Raw genomic sequence first — 21815 nt, forward strand, 5'->3', positions numbered from 1 at the left:
TTTGTATTTTCGTCGCCTACCAATTCCTCAAACCGGCGCACTCGCGGCGGCGGAGAGTGGTCTGCGCCTGTTGACTCAGGCCGCGATAGAGAAGCGGACGCTCAGGCCGCCCTGCTCGCTTCCCAGCTTCGGTCGTTCATTCAGTGTCAATTGTTGGCCCACATTTTTATAGGCCATCAGTAACGACCGCTTGCCGCATAGTCTTTCCTAGGAAACCGGCCGCAGTCGAAAAGCGATCGCGAACCTGGTATGTCCCGGGTGCGATGTCAGTGTCACCTGCGTAGCGTGCGCTTCGGCAACCTGCGCTACGATCGCGAGGCCGAGACCGCTGCTACCTGCCGAACGGTCCCGTTTCCAGAACCGATGGAAGATCGCCGCATGGTCCTGTTCGCGGATCCCGGGGCCGTCGTCGCAGACGGCCAGCGTCCCGTCCGTGCCGACCGAAACGTCGATCCTGCTGCTGGTACCGCTATGCTTGACCGCATTCTCCAACAGGCACCCCAGCGCCTTGGCGATCCAGGCCGCGTGCCCCGCGACCATCACGCTGTCCGCACCGGGTGACAATGCGATCGACTTGTCCGAGCGGAAGGCCAGCGGTGCGATCGATGCCACGCCGTCCGTCGCGATCTGGACGAGATCGACCGATGCCGCGGTATCCAGTGCCACGGTCTCCAACTCGGCGAGTTCCAAGACCTGCTCGACGATCCGGCCGAGCGCGTCCAGGTCGCTGCAAAGCCTTGCCCGCAACGCCGCGTCGTCGACCGCCTCGACACGCAGCCGGGCGACGGCGATCGGCGTACGTAGCTCGTGGGCGGCATCGGCGATGAAATCGCGTTGCATGCGGTAACTCGACGTCAGCCGTTCGAGCAGCGCGTTGACGGCTAGCGCGAGCGGGCGAACTTCGGCAGGAAGCCGCTCGTCATGCAATCGAAGATCAAGCGGCACGCCTTCCGCGGTCTCCAGCGAAGCCGACGCCCTACGCACTGGCAAAACCGCGCGGCGGATGATCAGCACGTCGATCGCGAGCAATAGCAACAGCAGCGGCGCCACGATCGCCATTCCGTAGAGCAGGAACTGCGCGAGCAGATCGTCGAGGATATAATCCGGATGCGTGAGGTTCTGGAGCACGGCGATCCACACCCGTTCGTTACCAACCTGAGCCGGGCTACTCGTCCCTGCATAGAAGGTGCGGCGCGACTGGCGACGAAAGAAGCTTTCCTCGTCCTCCAGCGGAATATCCGCGGTCGGCAGGACCATCTTTGACGCCGATTGGAACAGGACCGTGCCGCGTTGATCGAGAATGCGGAACGAGAAGCCTGCACTGGGCGCGAACACCGCCGCGCTGGTATTGTCCTGCGTCAACCGGAGCCGGCCGGTCCCGTCGTGCGATAGCGCCTGCCGCAAGGCTTGCGCGTGGACGTGGAGCGTCTGGTGCTGAATCCGCGCCGCGGTCGTGTCGAGGAACAGGTACACGCTGCCGGCGACCGCGATGGCTGTGATCAACACCGCGATCGCATGCCACCGCAGGATCTGCGCCATCAGCGACCGCGGCTGGCTTGTCATGCGGCACGCTCCATAATCATATACCCCACCCCGCGGACGGTGACGATCTCGACATCCGCCTCGGCCAACGTCAGCCGCCTTCGCAACCGGTGGATATACACCTCGACCGCATTCGAGCCGAGATCGTCAGCGAGCCCGAACAGCAGTTGCTCGATATGCGCCTTCGTCACGACCCGGCTCGACCGGCGGATCAGCGCGGCGAGCACCTCCAGTTCACGCGCGGACAGCACCGTCGGCACGCCGCCGATCGCAACCTCGCGCGTGGCGGGATCGAAGCTTACATTGCCGCAATCGATCGTCCGATCGACAATCGTCCCGCTACGCCGGAGCAGCGCCTGGATCCGGGCGAGCAGTTCCTCGGGCGCGAACGGCTTGGCGAGATAATCGTCGGCGCCCGCTTCGAGACCCGTCACCCGGTGTGCGACGCTCGCCCGTGCGGTCAGGGCGATCACCGGCGTGCGATCGTCCCGCTCGCGCATCGCACGCACGACCGATAGCCCATCGGCATCCGGGAGTCCCAGATCGAGGATAACGACGGCGTAGCGCGTGTAGGACAGCACGATCAGCGCATCCTCGGCCGTGGTCGTGCAATCTGACGCATAGCCCGCTGTATCGAGCAGACGGACCAGCATCGTGACCAGCTCGGCATGGTCCTCAACGATCAGGATTCTCATCGCTCGGCCCGGCTCTGGGCGCGCCGATTGCGCGGCGCTTCACGCGGCGATCGGTCTGTAAGGCTCACGTAAGCCAGGCCGCGTAGCCCGGTCGATCCACGATCCAGATCTTGATCCCAATCGATGTCGCACGATGCGCCCTCAGCAAAAATCAGAGTGTCTCCATGTTCGATACCCTTCGCCCGTTCCGGCGACCCGCTACGCTTTCCGCCCCGGCGATATTCGATGTGCCACGACGGGTCGCGCTGTTTTCCGGCAACTACAACTATCTTCGCGACGGCGCCAACCAGGCGCTGAACCGCTTGGTGGCGTATCTCGAACGCCGCGGCACCGACGTCCGGGTCTATTCGCCGACCTCGGATACGCCGGCGTTCGAGCCTGCGGGAACGCTCGTTTCTGTTCCGTCGGTGCGCATCCCGGGTCGCGGCGAGTATCGACTGGGCCTGGGATTGTCCGCTGAACTGCGTCGCGACGTGCAGGCATTCCGGCCCGATCTCGTCCATGTGTCCGCCCCCGACTGGACCGGCGTCGCAGCACAGCGGCTCGCGAGGACGATCGATGTTCCGGTCGTTGCCAGCCTCCATACGCGGTTCGAGACCTATGCGCAGTTTTATGGCGCAGGGCTGATCCGGCCGGCGATGGAGCGACACCTCGATCGCTTCTACCGGAGCAGCGACATGATCCTCGTTCCGACCGCGCCAATTGCGGACGAATTCGCCGAGCAGGGCTTTGCCGACCGCACGCGCCTATGGGGGCGCGGCGTCGACCGCGACCAGTTCTCGGGCCGCCATCGCAATCTCGCCTGGCGGCGATCGCACGGCTTCCAGGACGACGACGTGGTCGTCCTCTTCTTCGGCCGCCTCGTTCGCGAGAAGGGCACCGCATTGTTCGCCGATATCGTCGACCGGATCACCACCTCGGGCGTCGCGATCCGGCCGCTGATCGTCGGCGACGGTCCCGAACGCCGCTGGCTCGCGAAGCGACTGGCGAATGCGCGGCTGACCGGCAGCCTGTCGGGCGACGAGCTCGGCCGCGCGGTCGCCAGCGCGGACATCTTCGTCAACCCGAGCATCACCGAAGCGTTCGGAAACGTCACGCTGGAGGCGATGGCGTCGGGCCTGCCCAGCGTGTGCGTCGACATCCCGAGCGGCCGCAACCTCCTGCGCAAGGGAACGGGCATGTTCTACGCCCCCGACGATATCGACGGCGCGGTCGCGGCCGTCCGCCGCCTCGCGGTCTTCTCCGATCTGCGGTCGACCATGGCGCGCGCCGCGCGTGCCGCGAGCGAAGAGTATAGCTGGGACAAGGCGTCGAAGATGGTCATGGACGCGTATCGCGCGCTCCTGAACCAGGAGGATGGGGAGACCGTACCGACTGCCAGGCCGCTGACCCGGTCGATCTCGGGCTGACCACGGTGATCGCACGGTGGCGTGGTCCGGCATGGTCGGGGTTGCGTCGCGCTACCTCCTCGCGGTCGGTTCGTACCGGCGTTGCCGTGGTGGCGATGCTCGCGATCGTCGGCATCGCCGTGTCGGCGTTGTCGCACCTGCTGGACGGCGTCAATGGGAGCGACATCCGCACGGCCTTGTCGCGGATCAATTGGCCACGCCTGTTCGCCGCCGCTGTCGTGACCGCGATCAGCTACGGGGTACTGACCGGATATGACGTGGTCGCGCTGCGGATCGTCGGGAAGCGCGTCCGCTATACGCGCGCCGCACTCGCGTCGTTCACCAGCTATGTCTTCAGCCACAATTTTGGGTTCGCGCTGCTGACCGGCGGCACCGCGCGATTGCGGATCTACCAGCCGGCGGGCCTGACGATCGGCGAAGTAGCGCATATCATGGTTCTGACTGGCGTAACCTTCTGGTCCGGCGTCCTGCTATTGCTGGGGTTCGGACTGATCGTCCAGCCAGGGACGGTGGCTGTCGCCGGCGTAGCGCTGTCCTATCCAGTGCACGCTGCGATCGGCGGGTCGAGCTTTGCCATTCTCGCTGCGGTTCTGGTTGGACTGAAACGTCGCGCAGGACGGACGCTCGTCCTATTCGGCCGCTCCATACCGCTGCCCAGCGTGTCGCAGGCGCTCGCTCAGATCATGCTGGCGAGTGTCGACATCGTTTTGGCAGCCACCGCGTTGTTCGTGCTGCTGCCGGGTGCGGAGGCAACGCTTTTTCCCGCCCTGCTGCTCGGGTATCTCGTCGCGATCGTCACCGGTCTCATTACGCACGCGCCCGGCGGGGTCGGCGTGTTCGAGGCGGTGATGCTCGTCAGCCTGCCCGAGATCGACCGCGCAAGCCTGTTCGCCGCATTGCTCGCCTATCGCGTGGTCTATTACCTGATCCCGCTGGCGATCGGCATGCTGCTGTTCGGCATCCATGAGCTACGCGGCGCACGTGTAAGGTCCGCGTAAGTCGGAGACGCGATGAGGGCGTGTCCATCTGCTCGGTCTATCGGAACCCTCACATGTCCATTCGCGCCCTGTTCTGCGCATCGGTCGTCCTCGGTGTAGTCGTCGCCACCGGCGCGGACGCGCAATCGGCGATACCAACGTCAATTCCGGGCGCGACGTCCGCTGCGATCCCCGCCATTCCCGAACCGATGATCTTCGACATGGTGCGCCCGCTTGGCGCCCGTCGCGGCGAACTAGAAGTCAACGCGCTCGCGCAGGTCAATCTCAGCGGCCCCGGCCGGCATGTCGAATGGGCACCGGAAGTCGAATACGCCGTTGCCGACGGCTTCGCGGTCGAGATCGAACTGCCGTTCACCAAGAGTCGCCCGACCGATTACAAGATCGGCCTGCAAGGCACATTCGGCACGTTCCGCGGCGGCCGCAGCATCCACGGTGCCCAGTATCTGGGACTCCACAACCGCCGCGACGGCGGCTGGTCGAGCAGCCTGTTGTACCTGCTCGGCAACCGCTTCGGCGAGCGACTGAGTACGATGACGATGGTCGGCGCGGGCGACGTGACGCTCAAGAGCACGAAGGGTACCGGGCTGATCGTCAATCACACGACGTTCTGGGACGTCGGTCCAGACACCGTGCTTGGCTTCGAAGTGAACCGCCAGACGGGGGCGAGCCGGTATTGGCTGCTGATGCCGCAGTTGCACCGCGCGATCGGGCAGAAGGTGTCGGCGCAGATCGGCGCGGGTACCGAACGGAGCGCGACTGGTCCGTTCCGCCCAAGGGTCGGCTTACGCGTCATTCGCGAGTTCTGACATCTGGCTGGTTTTACGAGCGCTGGCCCGGCCGGTTTCAGACTGCCGTTGGGTCCGGCGAGCCTTGAGCAGATCCTGTCGCGAGAGGATGCCGACAACCTGTCGCGTATCGCGCGCGACGATCGGCACGCGTCCGACACCGGATTCGACCATCATGTCGGCCACGACTCCGATCGGCGTATCGGGATACGCGACGAGCAGCGAAGCGTCCGACAAGGTCTCGGTCAGCGATACGTCGGTGCCCGGTTGCATAGTCCGCCAGCGCAACGCGTCGGTCCGCGACACGAGGCCAAGTATGCGACCCGCATCGTCGACGACCGGATAGCTCCGATGTTCGGCGCGATCCGCGAAAAAAATCGCCGCGTCTGCGGTCGTCATCGAACCCAGCAGCGTCGCGGGCGCGCGTGACATCAACTGGTCCGCCTGCATCAGGTCGAGCGGATCGACGCTATATTCCTGCAGGATATGCCGGCCGCGGCGTGCGATCTTCTCGGTCAGGATCGACCGCCGCATCAGCAATACGCTGACCGCATAGGCCGCCGCTGCCGCTGCAATGGTCAGCGGCAAGGCATCGAAATGCCGCGTCAGTTCGGCCGCGAACAGCGCCCCGGTGATCGGCGCCCGCATCGCCCCGCTCATGATCCCGGCCATGCCAATCATCGCCCAGAACCCAGGACCGCCGGGCAGGACCTGCCCGGTCAGCGCGCCCGCGGCGCCACCAAGGATCAGCAACGGCGCGAGGATGCCGCCCGACGTTCCCGATCCCAGGGCAACCAGCCAGACGACCGCCTTTACGACCAGCAGCGCGAGGATGACACGCACCGCGAGGGACCCGTCGAGTAGCGCCTGGATATTGGGATAGCCGGCCCCCAGGACATGCGCGTCGACCAGTCCGCCAAGTCCGACGACGACCCCGCCGATTGCAGGCCACCACATCCAATGCACCGGCAGGCGATGAAACGCGTCCTCAACCGCATACAGCGCGACCGACAGCGCCGCTGCCAGCACGCCGGTGACGAGGCCTACTCCTGCGGCCATCGCGAGCGGCCAGGCGCCGGACGGGGTCGTGCTCGGGAACGGGAACATCGCACCGCCGTCGAGCAGCACCGGCCGCCACGCGAACGCGACCAGGACGGCGACCACGACCGGTACGAAACTGCGCGGCTTCCATTCGAACAGCAGCACCTCGATCGCCAGCAGGATTGCCGCGAGCGGAGTTCCGAAGATCGCGGTCATGCCCGCCGCCGCGCCCGCGACGAGCAGTGTCTTGCGCTCGGCGGCACTCATGTGGAAGCGTTGCGCGAACAGCGATCCGATCGCCCCGCCGGTCATGATGATCGGCCCTTCCGCCCCGAACGGCCCGCCACTGCCGATAGATACCGCGGCGGATAGCGGCTTGAGCAGAGCGACCTTGGCCGACATCCGGCTTTCGCCGAACAGGATCGTCTCGATCGCCTCGGGTATGCCATGCCCCCGGATCTTGTCGGAGCCGTAGCGCGCCATCAGGCCGATGATGAGACCGCCAATAACGGGAATGGCGACCATCCACGGCCCGACGAGCGTGTCGACGATTGCGGCTGACCGCGTGGAAAGTCGACCGAACCAGAAGAGGTTGGTCGCGAGCGCGATGAGTTTGATGAGCATCCATGCCGCAAGCGCCCCGCCGGTCCCGACGACGATCGCCATCGCCGCCAGCATCAGCATCCGCCGGTCGGCGCTATGGTCCGCGAGCTGGTGGTTTTCGATTGCTCGTACCGCTGCGATCATGATGAGAGTCTTTCGCCTCCGAGGAAGGCAGGCTATTATATCGTAGTGCGATATATATCAACACGGGCTGATTGCGATGAGTGATACGGACGCATTGAATGACGCCGATTACCAGGCACTGGCGGATTTTCGCCATGCGCTGCGGCTGTTCACGACCTTCAGTGAGACTGCGGCGGCGGCGGCGGGGCTTGCGCCGCAACAGCATCAGGCGCTGCTCGCGATCCGGGCCGCGCCGGTCGACGACATCACGATCGGCTATGTCGCGACGCGGCTCGTCCTCAAGCCGCACAGTGCCTCGGGACTGATCGACCGGTTGGAGGCGTCGAACCTCGTCGTCCGCTATAATTCCGATGGCGACAAGCGCCGCTCGCTCCTGCGCCTGACACCCGAGGGAGAAACCATGCTCGCGGGCCTGTCGTCGGTCCACCGCGACGAGATCGCCCGCCTCCGCCCCATGCTTACGGAGATGCTCGATCGATTTGGGTGAAACATCGATATCGGCCGGAAGGTTCTGTCGTAACGCGATCTAAAATGCCAGGTAACGCAAACGCGGATGGCTGGCTGTTGCGCAAAGAAGCGCTGGGTAACGAGGGGGGAATTCGAACGATGGTGACCGGTAGGCGGGGTCTTTGGGCCTTCGTGGTCGGCTGTATCGCGGTGACGATCGGGGTCGCGCTTCATCTGCCGATGTTCCTGATGGCCCGCAGCATGGGCTACCGGATGGCCGGCATGCCGATGGACGTCGGCATGCTGATCGGCATGGCGCTGATCATCGGCGGGACCGGCCTCGCCGCCTATGGGTTGCTGCCGGGCGATGCGATGCGGTTGCGGCGGCAATTGACGCATATGACCGTCACCGGGCTGCAGGATGCACCGTTGCGCGCATCGCACTGGGTCATGATGGGCGCACTGATCGTGGCGTTGGTGATCGACGTCATGAAGCCCGCCGCGCTTGGCTTCACCCTGTCGGGCATGACGAGCGAATATGGCGTGTCGCGTGCCACCGCCTCGCTGGTGCCGTTTGCAGCGCTGTCGGGGACGGTCGCGGGATCGATCCTGTGGGGCTTCGTTGCGGACATATACGGGCGCAAGGCGTCGATCCTGCTCTCGGCGGTGATGTTCGTCGGCACGTCGATCTGCGGCGCGATGCCGAGCCTCGCCTGGAACATTGCCATGTGTTTCATGATGGGCGCGGCCGCCGGCGGGATGCTGCCGGTCACCTATGCGCTGCTTGCGGAGATGATGCCGAACCGACACCGCGGCTGGAGCCTCGTGCTCATCGGCGGCCTGGGCGCGGCGGGAGGCTATTTCGCTGCCAGTGGCCTGTCGGCGCTCCTCCAACCGATCTTCGGCTGGAGGATCCTGTGGCTGGCCAATCTGCCGACCGGACTGCTGCTGATCCTTCTTGGTCGGCTGATACCGGAATCGCCACGGTTCCTGGTCGTTCAGGGGCGCACGCACGAGGCGGAGATGGTGCTCGCGCGCTTCGGTGGCGGGCGCGTGACGAGGCAGGACGCGCTGTCGAATGATGGGGCGGACGTTGCGGCACGGCCGACCCTGCGCAACGCTGGAGCACTCGTCGCCTTCAGCATCGCCGCGCTGGCCTGGGGCTGCGCGAATTTCGGCCTATTGCTGTGGCTGCCCGCCGACCTCGTCGCTCGCGGTTATAGCGTCGGCGTGGCTAGCGGACTGCTCGCCAAGGCCTCGCTGATCGCGGTCCTCACGATCTTCGTCGCGGCGCTGCTCTACAGCCGCTGGAGCAGCAAGGGTGCGCTCGTCGCGGCCATCGCGATGCTCGCCTTGGGACTCATCGGAGTATTGTGGGTCGAGCGGCAGTCCGGCATCGTCAGCCCCGTACTGCCGGTCGCCGCACTGATCGTCGGCGTGAACGCCATCATCGCCATCTTGTTGCCCTACGTCGCTGAGAGCTTCCCGGCGCGCATTCGGGGGCGCGCCACGGGATGGGTGGCGGCCTGTTCCAAAGCCGGTGGCCTGGGCGCACAAGGGCTCGCGATCGCGGGCGCGGTCCCGCCGCTGGCGACGGTAGCGGGCTTAGTTCTGGTACCGACGGCCGCCTCTCTCGTGCTCGTGGCGTGGCTGGGTCGCGAAACGAAAGGACGAGATGTCGACGTTATCTAGTCAGCGATCTAAATGTACAATTCGCTGCGTGAAGCAAATGACGGCGTCTGACGACCTCAGACTTAACCAGCGCATTCGTGGTTAGCGTCTTCGAACTGCCAAACCTAAAACCAGGTTATACCAACTACAGAGACCCACAACCGGCCGTTCGCAGCCCTATTTCAGCCTCCCAACTTCCACCATTCGTTCATTTCGTTGGACGACGGCCTTCGAACGTCAGGATTAGCTTCTTGGCCGCTTCAAAAGGGCGCGTAGGTTTGCTGCGCGCCCTTCAGGTTCACCAGATATGGACCCGGTCGCCGGGGGCAAGATACAGCGCATCGCCGGGCTTCACGCCGAACGCCGTGTACCAGGCGTCGACGTTCCGGACGATGCCGTTGACCCGGTAGAATGGCGGCGAGTGCGGATCGGTAAGCAGGCGCGCACGGGCCGCACCCTCGCGCAACTTCGCCTGCCAGGCCTGTGCATAGGCGAGGAAGAACCGCTGGTCGCCGGTCAACCCGCCGATCACCGGTGCCTTGCCGTGCACCGCCTGGTATTTCTGATAGGCGGAATAGGCCGTCTCGACGCCGCCAAGGTCGCCGATATTCTCGCCGAGCGTGAGCGCCCCCTTCACGTGCACACCAGGGATCGGCTCATACGCGTCATACTGCTTCGACAGCGCAGCCGTACGCTGCGTGAAGGCGGCACGCGCTTCGGGGGTCCACCAATTCTCGAACTTGCCCGACGCGCTGAACTGGCTGCCCTGGTCGTCAAAGCCGTGACCCATTTCGTGGCCGATGATCGCGCCGATCGCGCCGTAGTTGACCGCCGCGTCCGCCTTCGGATCGAAATAGGGCGGCTGCAGGATCGCGGCGGGGAAGGTGATCTGGTTGTTGAGCGGATCGTAATAGGCGTTCACGGTCTGCGGCGTCATCCCCCACAAGGTACGATCGACCGGTTTGCCAAGCCGCGAGAGGTCTAGCTGATGCTGGAACTCGCCCGACCGCATCCCGTTGCCGAGCGGATCGCCGCGCACGACCTGAAGCGAGGCATAGTCGATATACTTGACCGGATGACCGATCCGCGGATCGAACGCGGCGAGCTTGGCGAGCGCCTGCGTCTTGGTCGCCTGGTCCATCCAGCCGTTCGCGCCGATCCGCTCCTTGTAGGCGGCGCGCAGGTTGGCGATCAGCTCGCCCATCTTCGCTTCGCTCTCGGGTGGGTAATGGCGCTTCACATAGACCTCGCCGACGGCCTCGCCCATCGTGCCGTTGACCAGCGCGATGCCGCGTTTCCAGCGTGCACGCTGCTGCGGTTGATCCGCGAGCGTCTTGCCGTAGAAATCAAACGTCGCCTGGTCGAACGCCTTGGGCAGCATGCTCGCGCTGGCAGATGCGAGTCGGAATTTCATCCAGTCCTGCCACGTCGATACCGGCGTCGCCGCGAAGATCTTGCCGAGCTCGGTGAGCGCGGTCGAATTGGTCATGTAGACGATCGGGAAATTGCCGTATCCCGCGGTCGACAGCAGCAACGGCCAATCGAACTCGGGCGCCAGCGCCTTGCGGCCAGCAGCATCCATCGGCTTCAGCATCGCCTTGAGGTCACGCGACTGGACCGGCGACCACTGGACCTTGGCCATCGCGGTTTCCAGCGCGACGATCCGGTCGGCCTTAGCCGACGCGTCGGCGATACCCGACAGCGTCAGCATCTTCTCGACATAGGCGCGGTACGCGGTGCGGAAGGCGTCGTACTTGGGACCCTGTTCGAGGTAATAGTCACGCCCGCCCATGCCTAGCGAGCCCTGCCCCGCGGCAACCGCGTAACGCTTGGGATCAGCTGGATCTGGAAGCTGGCCGACCTCGACCGGTGCGGCGTAGCCGACCGTCGAGAACAGGCTCTGGAGCTTCTGCTTATCGTTCGCGGCGTCGATCTTGGCAAAATACGGTTTAAGCGGCGTGGCGCCCGCGCGCTCGATCGCGGCCTCGTCCATGAAGCTGGCGTAGAGATCGCCGAACTGCCGCGCGCCGGGACCAACCGCGGCCGGATCGCGCGCGGCATCGTCGAGAATTGTACGAACCTGCTGCTCGGCCTGGTCGGCGAGGATCACGCTACCGCCGGCGGACGTGCGATCCGCGGCGATCTCGGTACGCTTGTTCCAGTTGCCGTTCGCATAGGTCCAGAAATCGTCGCCCGGCTTCACGGCCTTGTCGGCGGCAGTCAGGTCGATCCCGAACGTGCCGTAGCGGGTGCCGGTCGGCGCCGTGGACCTGGTCGCCGTCGGTGGCGCGGTCTGGGCCAGTGCCGACGCGGACAGCGCTAGCGCGGCAACGCCTAGCGAAAGGCGGGAGAAATGGTTGAACGGCATCGCAACTCCTTCGGTATGGAAGATTTTATAGGATGTGGAAGTCATTTAGGCGGGGTCCCGCCGCATCAGCCGAGCAAGCGCGGCGAGATTTGGCTTCTGCCCCGCATTCAACAGGCTGGCGCGAAACACGCGCGCGAGCAGGACAAACTCTATCGCGATGAAACACGCGAGCGTCAGCGCACTGCCAACGATCTCCCACACCGACACGCCGCCGCCGAGCCGCGCCAGCATGGTGAACGGCGTGTAGAGCGGAATCCAGGTCAGCACCTTGAGTGCGGTGGCGCCAGTGTTCGACAGGATCCCCTGCGCGACGATCGTGAACGGCATTGCGATGATCATAAGCACCGGCGTCAGATAGCTCTGTGCATCCCGCATCGAATCGCTCATCGCGCCGATCGCGAGCAGGATCATCGAGACCATGAGATAGCCTGCCAGGAAGAAGTAGAGCATCACCAGGATGATCCACGGCGAGGCGAGAGGGGCGAGCGCCATGCGCAGGAAGGTGCCGACCGCGCCCTGCGTGACGAATGCAGCCCCTGCCGCGCACAGCGCCCAGACCAGGACCATCGTCAACCCTACCGCGACCGTCCCCGCAAGCTTGCCGTACAGGAGTTCGTCTGGGCTGATGCAAGCCAGCACCGTCTCGATCAACTTGTTCGACCGCTCCTCGACCAGCCCCTGGAGGATCCAGTTGCCAGACAGCAGCAGCGACATCAGCAGAATGTAGGCGCTGAGCAACGGCACGATCGAGCGCACCAGCATCCGTTCGCGACCGCCGCCCGGTGCCGGCGTCGAGATGGCGATCGCCGGTACCAGCGTGGTCGCAGTGCCGGCTTGGTCGGGGGAGAGCCCGGTCGATTGGAGATAGGCGGCGCGCAACCGCACCGTCAGCACCGACTGCAACGGCTGGACGAAGTTCGCGGCCGGCTGTTCGCTCGACCAGAGGCGCGCGGCGGTCGTGCTGGTCCCGAAACCGTGCGGGATGTACACGGCGTAGTCGAGTGGCTTGGCCTTCTTGTCGCCGAACTCGCCGGGCTGTATCAGCGGCTTGAGCAGCCGGTCGAGCGATGCGGGATCGGCCTTGGCGATCGCCGGCGGGGTCGAGACGATCGTGAAGTCGGGCTCCGGCGGATCGAAGGCAGGCGTTTCAGATGTCCTCGCACGCTTCATCGTCGCCAGCGCGACCGGCATGCCCCCCGCCTTCACGAACGCCGTGACCTCCGCATCGTCGTAAAGCCGGTCGTGCTGCGCCCAGAGCGCCGCGGGATCCGCCCGGTCGAGATCGTAGCGTTGCGCATAGCGTGAGAGCGCGGTGAGGATGCGCCGCTGCCGATCGCTGTCGAGCCGCGCGTGGATCGCGATCGCCTCGCGGCCTTCGGGATCGATCAGCATCACGCGTTGAACCTTGTCGGAACCCATCAGCTTGGTGGCTATCGGTCCGATCGCGAGCGCGATGGGCAAAATAAGCAGCGTCAGCCAGAAGCTGCGCATGCCGGTGATCTGTCGGAACTCTCGCATCGCGACGAGCAGGATGTTGTGAATCATGACGGCTGCCCCTGCGTATCGGCTGAATTGGTCCCGACGAGGTGGAGGAAAACCTCGTGCAGGCTAACGCGGTGCTGGTCGAACCGGCGCAGCGTGATGCCCTGTTCGGTCAGGCATTGCAGGACGTCGGCCGGATCGATGCCGTCGCCGAGCGTCACGTCGTACGTCCGCCAACCGTCCGGATCCGTTGCAACCTCCTCCGCGCGATCCACGCCGGGGCACCGCATCGGCGTATCGCGCGAGACGATCCCGAGACGTGCTGGCAACCGCCCGCGCGCTTCGGGCTGCGTCCCCTCGAACACCTTGCGCCCCTGCGACAGCAGCAGCAGACGATCGCAAAGCCGCTCGGCATGCTGCATGACGTGCGTCGAGAAGATCACCGTCGCGCCACCGCGCGCGGCTCCCAGTATCTCGTCCTCGAGCAGCCCCTGGTTGACCGGGTCCAGCCCCGAAAACGGCTCGTCGAGCAGCAGCAGTTTCGGGCTGTTTACCAGGGTGGCGGCAAGCTGGACCTTCTGCGCCATGCCCTTCGACAATTTGTCGATCTGCATCTTGGCCGAGCCCGCCAGTCCGAACCGCTCGAGCAGGTCATGACCCTTGGCGCGCGCCGCGGCGGTCGTCATGCCCTTCAACCGGCCGAAATAGGTGACGGTGTCGATCGCGGACATCCCGCGGTAGAGCCCGCGCTCCTCGGGCATGAAGCCGAGATCAGCCGCATTCTCTCGCCCCGGCGGACAGCCCAGCACCGCGATCCGCCCCGATGTCGGCCGCAGGATGTCGAGCACCATCCGCAGCGACGTGGTCTTGCCCGCACCGTTGCCGCCCAGGAATCCGAAGATCTCGCCCGGCTTCACTGTGAAGCTCAGTGCGTCGACCGCCGTCCGCTCCCCGAACCGCTTCGTTACGTCGTCGAGAACCAGTGCGTCCATTCGCTATTTCCCCGTTTCTGTCGTCGCGAACGTTTCGTCCGACGGTTCGTCGGTCACCCTCAGCAGGTCGCCGGGCTGACATTCGAGCACGCGGCAGATCGCTTCCAGCGTCGTGAAGCGGATTGCCTTGGCCTTGCCCGTCTTCAGGATCGACAAGTTGGCGAGCGTGATATCGACCGCCTCGGACAATTCGGTCAGCGTCATGCGGCGCTTGTAAAGCATGTCGTCCAGGCTGACCGCGACCGGCATCAGACCGTCGTCGCCAAGTCGTCGCGCATCCGTGCGCCAATCCGGAAAACACGCGCGAGCACGAAGATCATGACGACCGCGATCCACCCGCCGAGCGATGGGCTCCAGCCAGTCGCGTCGAGCTTGAGCGCGTAGATCCAGCGCATCAGCGCGCCCAGCACGAGATCAAGGCATTGGAGGACCAGCAGTGCCCAGCCAATCCGGCCGAGCAACGTGGCGTTCGCGTCGACGAAGGGATCGCCTGCCTGCACAGTCGCGACGATCCGGAGCAAGCTGGCGAAGATCGGATGGATCGCGAGCGCGGAAGCGATCCCGAGCACCACCATCAGTCGCATCGCCATCACCGCGTCCGCGACATCGAGCGATGGCCCGTATTTCGCACCGAGCCGCAGCGCAAGCGCGTGTCCAAGTGGCCAGGACAGCGCGAGTGCCACCGTGAACATCACCAGCAGCACGATGTTCATGACCAACATCAGCCTTAGCAGGATCGTTGCGCCTGTCAGGACGCGATCCTTCTGCATTATTGATCGACGCCCCTCGCCCACCGCCTCGCCCCCGCACTCTATCGGTAAACGATATTTTGCATATCGATAATCGGCAAGAGGCTTTTGATCCATTTCCGTTCTTGTTGGGTAGGAGCTGGCATAGCGGGCCGCGGTGTTTGCAATTAAGCTGGGTTAAATGTTCCCAAAACAATCGGCGAGCATCCGGGTGGTGAGCGTGCCGGCAGCAGGTCGAGCAGGTCCTGCGGCGCCATCACCCCAATTCGCAGTATTCCGTTTTCTCGCCGAGCTTCGTACTCTTAAAGAGTGATAGTCAGCGCTACGGCGAGATGACCCATAACTGGCCATTCGGGCTCCGTTCGCCGCTCCCCAACTTCAGACACTCATTAATCTCTGTGCGGGTGTGCCCTCGCCATGGGGATCGGTGCAGCATAAGACTGAGTGATGCGGATCGCGATCATAGACACGAGCACCACGCGTGCTGCGATCATTTCGGAAGGCCTGCGTGAGGCCGGCCTCGACGATATAGTCGTGATCGACGGCATGCTCGGGATGGTGGCTGCGTTGGAGAAAGCTGCGCCGGAAGTAGTGCTGATCAACCTCGAAAATCCCAGTCGCGACGTGCTCGAGGAATTCTTCGCGGTGTCGCGCGCACTGGCGCGGCCGATCGCGATGTTTGTCGACCAGAGCGATGCGGAGTCCACGAACGCCGCGGTCGATGCGGGCGTGTCCGCCTACATTGTCGACGGGCTCGCCAAACAGCGGATCAAGCCGGTCATCGACCTCGCGATCCGCCGGTTCCAGGCGTTCGCGCGGTTGCAGGCCGAACTGCACGAAGCTCGCAACGCGCTCGCCGATCGCACCACTGTCGACCGTGCCAAGGCGATCCTGATGAAACGCCGCGGGATCGACGAGCCGGCCGCCTACGGCCTGCTCCGCGCGCAGGCGATGCGATCCAACCGCCGGATCGCCGAGATCGCCGACGCGATCATCACCAGCGATGCGCTCATGGGAGATTTGTGATGGCGCTCGACCGGGTCCGCATCGGTTTCCTGCCGCTGGTCGATGCCGCGCTGCCGATCCTCGCGCGCGAACGCGGGTTCGCCGAGGCCGAGGGACTGGAGATCGAGCTCGTCCGCGACATGACCTGGGCGACGGTGCGCGATCGGCTGCTGTACGGTCATACCGACGCCGCGCACATGGTCGCGCCGCTCGCGATCGCGACGGCGCTGGGGCGTGGCCGGCCAGCGGTTGCGATGGCGGTGCCGTTCGTGCTGGGGCTCAACGGCAATGCGATCACGCTGTCGCTGCCGCTCGCGGCGCAGGTGATGGACGGCGACACGCTCGGCGATCCGGTGGTGCTGGGTGCGCGACTGAAGTCGGTCGCAACCGAGCGTGCCGCGGCGGGGCGGCGGCTGCGGTTCGGCGTAGTGCATCGCTACTCCAGCCATAACTACATGCTGCGCTACTGGCTCGCGGCGGTCGGCATCCGCCCGGATACCGACGTCGAGATCGTCACGACCAGTCCGACTTTCGCCGCCGATGCGCTGGCGGCGGGCGAGGTCGACGGCATCTGCGTCGGGGAGCCCTGGAACGGCGTCGCGGTCGATCGCGGCGTCGGGCGGATCGCGCTGGTAACGGCGCAGGTCTGGCAGCGTGGCGTCGAAAAGGTGCTGGCGATGCGTGCGGAGACGCTGGCCGAGCGTGGCGACGTCGTCCACCGGCTGATCCGCGCACTGCATGCCGCCGCCGCGCAGTTCGTCGATCCGGACACGGTTGAGGAGAATGCGAAGATCCTGTCTCGCCGAGAGTATCTCGATGCCCCGGTCGATGCGGTGTCCAGGGCGATCGGCGACCGGGTGCGACTGGTGAAGGATGCCGTGCCGATCCACGTTCCCGATTTCATGTTCCAGTACCGCGAGGCGGCGAACTTCCCGTGGCGCAGTCAGGCGGCGTGGCTGTATTCGCAGATGGTACGCTGGGACGGCACGCCGTTCTCGGCCGAGGAGGCGGACGTCGCGCAAGCCGTTTTCCGTCCTGACGTGTATCGCGCGGCGCTGGCGGGTTCGGGCGCGCCGCTGCCGAATGCGAGTTCGAAGCTGGAGGGGGCAATCGGGGCGGGCAGCATTGGGGCGGGCTCTACGCAGGGCCGGTTGATCCTTGGGCGCGATGCGTTCTTCGATCGGCGGGCGTTCGATCCGGATGATATCGAGGGGTATCTGGCCGGCTTGCCCTGAACTTTCTTCTCCCCTCCCCGGAAGGGAGGGGTTGGGGGTGGGTCGGCTGGCTTGAGCCCCGTCGGTTCGGACATGCGGGAACCGACCCACCCCCTGCCCCTCCCTTTCAGGGAGGGGAGTTTTAGCGGTCGGTCGCCTCTGAACCGCAAATCTGCTGCACCCGCGAAATGACCCTTGCGCGATACGGCCACCTCGGTCATCTTCGCATCGTCTGGCAAGGGAGTCGGACACGAAATCATCGCGAGACCGGTTCCAACGACGGGACCTGACCGCGTAGGGCGATCCACCGATCGTCCATAGGCAACGAAGCCGCTCCGATGCGTCCGCAAGGTCGCCGTCGGGGCGGCTTTTTCTTTGTCCATCGCAGATGGGGAACCGACCATGTTGTTCGTATCACCAGGTATCGACGTCACGGCTTCGAAAGCCACGAGGATCGACCTGTTCAGTGCCGCCACGCCGCAGATGCGTGCGTTCCACGTCACGTGGCTCGCGTTCTTCGTGTGCTTCTTCGCGTGGTTCGCGGCCGCGCCGTTGATGCCGCTGATCAAGGCCGAGTTCGGGCTCAGCAAGGACCAGATCGCCAACATCAACATCGCCGCGGTCGCGGTGACGATCCTGGTGCGGCTGGTGATCGGGCCGCTCTGCGACCGGTTCGGCCCGCGCCGCACCTACACATGGCTGCTGCTACTCGGTGCGATACCGGTGTTCGGGCTGGCGTTCGCGCAGACCTACGAGACGTTCCTGTTCTTCCGCCTCGCGATCGGCGCGATCGGCGCGTCGTTCGTCATCACGCAATATCACACGAGCGTGATGTTCGCGCCCAACGTCGTCGGCACCGCCAACGCGACCGTTGGTGGCTGGGGCAATGCCGGCGGCGGCGCAGCGCAAAGCCTGATGCCGCTGGTCGTTGCGGCGCTGATCGGGCTCGGAGTCGAGCATGCGTTCGGCTGGCGCGCCGCGATGTTCGTGCCGGGCGTTGCGATGGTCGCGATGGCGTTCGTCTACGCGCGCTACACGCAGGATACGCCGCAGGGCGACATCGTCGACCTCCGCGCCGCGGGCATCGAACTCGACGGCGGCAAGGCTACGGGCATGGCGATCTTCCGCCGCGCCGCCGCCAATTACCGCACCTGGATGCTCGCCGCGACGTACGGCGCGTGCTTCGGGGTCGAGATTTTCATCCACAACATCGCGGCCAGTTATTACGTCGATAGGTTCGGGCTTTCGTTGACCAACGCGGGCCTCGCCGCCGGGATCTTCGGCGGTCTAGCCCTGTTCGCCCGCGCGCTCGGCGGGATCGCGAGCGACCGGATCGCGCTAGTGAAGGGCCTCGACGGCCGCGCGCTGCTGTTGTTCGCGCTGATGCTCGGCGAAGGCGTCGGGCTGGTGCTGTTCGGTCATGCCGGCAGCGTCACGCTCGCGATCCTCGCCATGACGATGTTCGGGCTGTTCACGCACATGGCGTGCGGCGCGACCTATGCGCTGGTGCCGTTCATCGACCGCAGGGCGCTGGGCGGTGTCGCCGGGCTGATCGGCGCGGGCGGCAACATCGGCGCGGTCGCGGCGGGGTTCCTCAACAAGGCCTCGGCCACTCCGCAGCAATGCCTCATCGTACTCGGCTACGTCGTCGCCGGCACCGCGGTCTGCGCGCTCGCCGTCCGCTTCTCCGCCACGCACAAATCCGACGAGCGCGCGCTGCTCGACGCGGCGCTCGACGCACGCCGTACCAGCGACCGCTCGGTCAACGGCGCGCTCCCCGCATGACCCTCCCTTCCCCGGCTCCAACCCGACTGGACGATCTGATGGAACACCAGACTATTCCCCCAGCCCCCGACACCCGCGAGCATCTCGTCGTGATCGGCAACGGCATGGCCGGCTGCCGCGCGGTCGAGGAACTGATCGCGCGCGATCCGACCCGGTACCGCGTGACGATCTTCGGTGCCGAGCCGCACGTGAACTACAACCGCATCATGCTGTCGCCGGTGCTGGCGGGCGAGAAGACGTTCGAGCAGATCGTCATCAACGATCACGCCTGGTACGCGACCAACACGATCGAACTCGTGACCAGCGACCCGGTGCAGGCGATCGACCGCACCGCAAAGACCGTCACCGCACGGTCGGGGCTGACGGTGTCGTACGACCGGCTGCTGATCGCGACCGGCTCCGATCCGTTCATCATCCCCGTCCCCGGCAAGGAGTTGCCCGGCGTGATCTCGTTCCGTGACATGGCGGACGTGGACCACATGCTGGAGGCTGCGGGCAAGGGTGGCGCCGCGGTCGTCATCGGTGGCGGACTGCTCGGGCTGGAGGCGGCACACGGCCTCACGTTGCGCGGGATGAAGGTCACGGTGATCCACCTGATGCCGACGCTGATGGAGCGACAGCTCGACGAGGCGGCGGGGTGGTTGCTCAAGTCGGCGCTGGAATCGCGCGGCCAGGTTATTCTCACCGAAGCGAACACGGCGGAGATCGTCGGCGATACCCATGTCGAGGGCGTGCTGCTGAAAGACGGCACGCTGATCCCCGCGAGCCTCGTCGTCATGGCGGTCGGCATCCGACCCTCGGTGGCGCTCGCGCGTGACGCCGGTCTGGAGATCGGCCGCGGGATCAAGGTCGACGACCACATGATCACCAGCGACCCGTCGATCCTGGCGGTCGGCGAATGCGTCGAGCATGACGGCAACGTCTACGGCCTCGTCGCGCCGCTGTGGGACATGTGCCGTGCACTGGCCGACGGATTGACCGACAGTCACAGCGGCTATCGCGGATCGGTGACCTCGACCAAGCTGAAGGTCGCCGGGCTCGACGTGTTCTCGGCAGGCGATTTCTCGGGCGGTGCAGGCGCAGAGGACATCGTCCTGCGCGATGCGTCGCGCGGCATCTACAAGCGCGTCGTGGTCAAGGACGACCGGATCGTCGGCGCGGTGCTGTACGGCGATACGACCGATGGCGGCTGGTATTTCGACCTGCTCAAGCGGGCGGAAGACATCGCCCCTATCCGCGACATGCTGATCTTCGGCCAGTCGTTCGCCTCGGGAGGAGGCACGGCGGACCCTAAGGCGGCCGTTGCGGCGCTCTCCGACGATGCGGAGATCTGCGGTTGCAACGGCGTCACCAAGGGCAAGGTCGTGGCGTGCATCGGCGCCGGCAACGCGACGCTCGACGCGGTCCGCGCGACCTGCAAGGCGTCGGCATCGTGCGGATCGTGCACCGGACTGGTCGAGACGCTGCTCGCGGTCACGCTCGGCGACGAGTATTCGGGCGAACGTTCGGTGAAGACGATGTGCAAATGCACCAGCTTCGGCCACGACGATGTCCGCCGCGAGATCGTCGCGCAGGGCATGCGATCGATCCCAGAAGTCATGCAGAAGATGAGCTGGTCGACGCCCGACGGGTGTTCGTCGTGCCGGCCTGCGCTCAATTACTATCTGCTCTGCGCGCTGCCGGGGGACTACAAGGACGACCAGCAGAGCCGCTACGTCAACGAGCGCGTGCACGCCAACATCCAGAAGGACGGCACCTATTCGGTCGTGCCGCGGATGTGGGGCGGGCTCACCAACCCGCGCGAGTTGCGCGCGATCGCCGATGTCGTCGAGAAATACGACGCGCCGATGGTCAAGGTGACGGGCGGCCAGCGGCTCGATATCTTCGGGATCAAGAAGGAGGATCTGCCCGCGGTCTGGGCCGATCTCAACGCCGCCGGGATGGTCAGCGGGCATGCGTACGGCAAGTCGCTGCGCACCGTGAAGACCTGCGTCGGGTCGGACTGGTGCCGGTTCGGGACGCAGGATTCGACCGGGCTCGGCGTCAAGGTCGAGCGGATGACCTGGGGCAGTTGGATGCCGCACAAGTTCAAGATCGCGGTCAGCGGCTGCCCGCGCAATTGCGCCGAGGCGACGATCAAGGATTTCGGCGTGGTCTGCGTCGACAGCGGCTACGAGCTGTCGGTCGGCGGCAATGGCGGGATCAAGGTCCGCGCGACCGACTTCCTGTGCAAGGTCGCGACCGAGGAAGAGGCGATGCATTATTGCGCCGCGTTCATCCAATTGTACCGCGAGGAAGCGCGCTATCTGGAGCGGACCGCGCCGTGGATCGAGCGGATCGGCGTGGAATATATCCGTGAGCGGATCGCCGAGGATCCGGAGGGCCGCGATGCGCTGGCGGCACGGTTCCTGTTCTCGCAGCAGTTCACGCAGGACGATCCGTGGGCGGCGCGCGCCGCGGGCGAGCACCGCGAGCAGCATGCGCCGATGGCGCGCTTCACACCTCTGGACACGCCCGTCTTTCTCGGGAGGGAAATGGCATGATCGGCGAATGGCTCGATATCGGCTGGGTCGACGAGATCCCGGTCCGCGGCAGCCGCACGGTCCAGGTCACCGGTGGCGACGACATCGCAGTGTTCCGTACCGGCGACGGCAAGGTCTTCGCGCTGGCGGATCGCTGTCCGCACAAGGGCGGCCGGCTGTCGCAGGGCATCGTGCACGGCGGCGCGGTGGCGTGCCCGCTGCATAACTGGCGGATCGCGCTGGATACGGGCGAGGCGCTGGGCGAGGACAAGGGGTGTACGCCGGTGATTCCGGTGAAGGTGTCGGGTGGGCGGGTTCTGTTGTGCCGGACAAGCACGATGAAGGCGGCGGCGTGATTCTACG

General features: G+C 65.5%; 18 protein-coding genes. 10 read left to right on the forward strand and 8 right to left on the reverse strand.

Annotated elements, in window-relative coordinates:
• Positions 1 to 207: 207 nt before the first annotated feature.
• Positions 208 to 1563, reverse strand: a complete 1356-nt coding sequence (locus tag C8J39_RS00005; RefSeq protein ID WP_056059973.1) for a cell wall metabolism sensor histidine kinase WalK — start codon at positions 1561 to 1563, stop codon at positions 208 to 210.
• Complete coding sequence (locus C8J39_RS00010) at positions 1560 to 2237, reverse strand: response regulator transcription factor (protein WP_056059971.1); 678 nt, start codon at positions 2235 to 2237, stop codon at positions 1560 to 1562. The genes C8J39_RS00005 and C8J39_RS00010 overlap by 4 nt, the downstream gene beginning before the upstream one ends.
• A 164-nt stretch (positions 2238 to 2401) precedes the next feature.
• Between C8J39_RS00010 and C8J39_RS00015 the strand changes: the two genes are divergently transcribed.
• The 3 genes from C8J39_RS00015 to C8J39_RS00025 are packed head-to-tail and all read left to right on the forward strand — an operon-like array spanning position 2402 to position 5450.
• Positions 2402 to 3646 (forward strand): glycosyltransferase family 1 protein, encoded by a 1245-nt coding sequence (locus C8J39_RS00015; RefSeq protein ID WP_120298734.1) that lies wholly within the window; start codon positions 2402 to 2404, stop codon positions 3644 to 3646.
• 5 nt (positions 3647 to 3651) lie between these two features.
• Positions 3652 to 4644: a lysylphosphatidylglycerol synthase domain-containing protein gene (locus tag C8J39_RS00020; RefSeq protein WP_132833832.1), complete on the forward strand. Its 993-nt coding sequence runs from the start codon at positions 3652 to 3654 to the stop codon at positions 4642 to 4644.
• A gap of 53 nt (positions 4645 to 4697) precedes the next feature.
• Entirely contained in the window at positions 4698 to 5450 is a 753-nt protein-coding gene (locus tag C8J39_RS00025) for a hypothetical protein (protein ID WP_243650261.1), read from the forward strand.
• On the opposite strand, the gene C8J39_RS00030 is transcribed toward C8J39_RS00025, so the two are convergent.
• The gene (locus C8J39_RS00030) at positions 5427 to 7217 is read right to left on the reverse strand and encodes a chloride channel protein (protein ID WP_243650262.1); all 1791 of its coding nucleotides are present in this window, start codon (positions 7215 to 7217) and stop codon (positions 5427 to 5429) included. The two genes, C8J39_RS00025 and C8J39_RS00030, sit on opposite strands and share 24 nt — an antisense overlap.
• 76 nt (positions 7218 to 7293) lie before the next feature.
• Here C8J39_RS00030 and C8J39_RS00035 point away from each other — a divergent pair, with 76 nt between their 5' ends.
• Positions 7294 to 7704, forward strand: a complete 411-nt coding sequence (locus C8J39_RS00035) for a MarR family winged helix-turn-helix transcriptional regulator (RefSeq protein WP_056059962.1) — start codon at positions 7294 to 7296, stop codon at positions 7702 to 7704.
• 119 nt (positions 7705 to 7823) lie between these two features.
• Positions 7824 to 9356 (forward strand): MFS transporter, encoded by a 1533-nt coding sequence (locus tag C8J39_RS00040; RefSeq protein ID WP_120298782.1) that lies wholly within the window; start codon positions 7824 to 7826, stop codon positions 9354 to 9356.
• Between the two features lie 277 nt (positions 9357 to 9633).
• Here C8J39_RS00040 and C8J39_RS00045 read toward each other — a convergent pair whose 3' ends face one another.
• The 5 genes from C8J39_RS00045 to C8J39_RS00065 are packed head-to-tail and all read right to left on the reverse strand — an operon-like array spanning position 9634 to position 14899.
• A complete protein-coding gene (locus tag C8J39_RS00045; protein ID WP_120298738.1) occupies positions 9634 to 11703 on the reverse strand; it encodes a M13 family metallopeptidase in 2070 nt (689 codons plus the stop codon).
• Between the two features lie 45 nt (positions 11704 to 11748).
• Positions 11749 to 13248 carry an ABC transporter permease gene (locus tag C8J39_RS00050; protein ID WP_120298740.1) on the reverse strand — a complete coding sequence of 500 codons (1500 nt, stop codon included), beginning with the start codon at positions 13246 to 13248 and terminating at the stop codon, positions 11749 to 11751.
• Positions 13245 to 14177: an ABC transporter ATP-binding protein gene (locus C8J39_RS00055; protein WP_120298741.1), complete on the reverse strand. Its 933-nt coding sequence runs from the start codon at positions 14175 to 14177 to the stop codon at positions 13245 to 13247. The genes C8J39_RS00050 and C8J39_RS00055 overlap by 4 nt, the downstream gene beginning before the upstream one ends.
• Before the next feature lie 3 nt (positions 14178 to 14180).
• The gene (locus C8J39_RS00060) at positions 14181 to 14426 is read right to left on the reverse strand and encodes a helix-turn-helix transcriptional regulator (protein ID WP_056059434.1); all 246 of its coding nucleotides are present in this window, start codon (positions 14424 to 14426) and stop codon (positions 14181 to 14183) included.
• On the reverse strand, positions 14426 to 14899 hold the full coding sequence (locus tag C8J39_RS00065) for a DUF2975 domain-containing protein (protein WP_243650263.1): 474 nt from the start codon (positions 14897 to 14899) through the stop codon (positions 14426 to 14428). Before C8J39_RS00065 ends, C8J39_RS00060 begins: the two co-directional genes overlap by 1 nt.
• Before the next feature lie 474 nt (positions 14900 to 15373).
• Between C8J39_RS00065 and C8J39_RS00070 the strand changes: the two genes are divergently transcribed.
• The 5 genes from C8J39_RS00070 to nirD all read left to right on the forward strand — a co-directional run bounded on the left by C8J39_RS00070 (position 15374) and on the right by nirD (position 21808).
• Positions 15374 to 15952, forward strand: a complete 579-nt coding sequence (locus C8J39_RS00070; protein ID WP_120298743.1) for an ANTAR domain-containing response regulator — start codon at positions 15374 to 15376, stop codon at positions 15950 to 15952.
• Entirely contained in the window at positions 15952 to 17166 is a 1215-nt protein-coding gene (locus tag C8J39_RS00075) for a CmpA/NrtA family ABC transporter substrate-binding protein (RefSeq protein ID WP_120298745.1), read from the forward strand. The genes C8J39_RS00070 and C8J39_RS00075 overlap by 1 nt, the downstream gene beginning before the upstream one ends.
• A 381-nt stretch (positions 17167 to 17547) precedes the next feature.
• Complete coding sequence (locus C8J39_RS00080) at positions 17548 to 18930, forward strand: MFS transporter (RefSeq protein ID WP_120298747.1); 1383 nt, start codon at positions 17548 to 17550, stop codon at positions 18928 to 18930.
• Positions 18931 to 18968: 38 nt separating this feature from the next.
• Positions 18969 to 21473: a nitrite reductase large subunit NirB gene (nirB, locus tag C8J39_RS00085; RefSeq protein WP_120298748.1), complete on the forward strand. Its 2505-nt coding sequence runs from the start codon at positions 18969 to 18971 to the stop codon at positions 21471 to 21473.
• A complete protein-coding gene (gene nirD, locus C8J39_RS00090) occupies positions 21470 to 21808 on the forward strand; it encodes a nitrite reductase small subunit NirD (RefSeq protein ID WP_175518279.1) in 339 nt (112 codons plus the stop codon). The genes nirB and nirD overlap by 4 nt, the downstream gene beginning before the upstream one ends.
• The last annotated feature ends 7 nt before the right edge of the window (positions 21809 to 21815 follow it).

The organism is Sphingomonas sp. PP-CC-1A-547, assembly GCF_003610375.1.
GTDB lineage: Bacteria > Pseudomonadota > Alphaproteobacteria > Sphingomonadales > Sphingomonadaceae > Sphingomonas.

What these genes read in the sequence shown, in the direction of transcription:
- C8J39_RS00005 (WP_056059973.1), bottom strand. Translation starts at nt 1,563, where the DNA reads ATGACAAGCCAGCCGCGGTCGCTGATGGCGCAGATCCTGCGGTGGCAT.
- C8J39_RS00010 (WP_056059971.1), bottom strand. Translation starts at nt 2,237, where the DNA reads ATGAGAATCCTGATCGTTGAGGACCATGCCGAGCTGGTCACGATGCTG.
- C8J39_RS00015 (WP_120298734.1), top strand. Translation starts at nt 2,402, where the DNA reads ATGTTCGATACCCTTCGCCCGTTCCGGCGACCCGCTACGCTTTCCGCC.
- C8J39_RS00025 (WP_243650261.1), top strand. Translation starts at nt 4,698, where the DNA reads ATGTCCATTCGCGCCCTGTTCTGCGCATCGGTCGTCCTCGGTGTAGTC.
- C8J39_RS00030 (WP_243650262.1), bottom strand. Translation starts at nt 7,217, where the DNA reads ATGATCGCAGCGGTACGAGCAATCGAAAACCACCAGCTCGCGGACCAT.
- C8J39_RS00035 (WP_056059962.1), top strand. Translation starts at nt 7,294, where the DNA reads ATGAGTGATACGGACGCATTGAATGACGCCGATTACCAGGCACTGGCG.
- C8J39_RS00040 (WP_120298782.1), top strand. Translation starts at nt 7,824, where the DNA reads ATGGTGACCGGTAGGCGGGGTCTTTGGGCCTTCGTGGTCGGCTGTATC.
- C8J39_RS00045 (WP_120298738.1), bottom strand. Translation starts at nt 11,703, where the DNA reads ATGCCGTTCAACCATTTCTCCCGCCTTTCGCTAGGCGTTGCCGCGCTA.
- C8J39_RS00050 (WP_120298740.1), bottom strand. Translation starts at nt 13,248, where the DNA reads ATGATTCACAACATCCTGCTCGTCGCGATGCGAGAGTTCCGACAGATC.
- C8J39_RS00055 (WP_120298741.1), bottom strand. Translation starts at nt 14,177, where the DNA reads ATGGACGCACTGGTTCTCGACGACGTAACGAAGCGGTTCGGGGAGCGG.
- C8J39_RS00060 (WP_056059434.1), bottom strand. Translation starts at nt 14,426, where the DNA reads ATGCCGGTCGCGGTCAGCCTGGACGACATGCTTTACAAGCGCCGCATG.
- C8J39_RS00065 (WP_243650263.1), bottom strand. Translation starts at nt 14,899, where the DNA reads ATGTTGGTCATGAACATCGTGCTGCTGGTGATGTTCACGGTGGCACTC.
- C8J39_RS00070 (WP_120298743.1), top strand. Translation starts at nt 15,374, where the DNA reads ATGCGGATCGCGATCATAGACACGAGCACCACGCGTGCTGCGATCATT.
- C8J39_RS00075 (WP_120298745.1), top strand. Translation starts at nt 15,952, where the DNA reads ATGGCGCTCGACCGGGTCCGCATCGGTTTCCTGCCGCTGGTCGATGCC.
- C8J39_RS00080 (WP_120298747.1), top strand. Translation starts at nt 17,548, where the DNA reads ATGTTGTTCGTATCACCAGGTATCGACGTCACGGCTTCGAAAGCCACG.
- nirB (WP_120298748.1), top strand. Translation starts at nt 18,969, where the DNA reads ATGGAACACCAGACTATTCCCCCAGCCCCCGACACCCGCGAGCATCTC.
- nirD (WP_175518279.1), top strand. Translation starts at nt 21,470, where the DNA reads ATGATCGGCGAATGGCTCGATATCGGCTGGGTCGACGAGATCCCGGTC.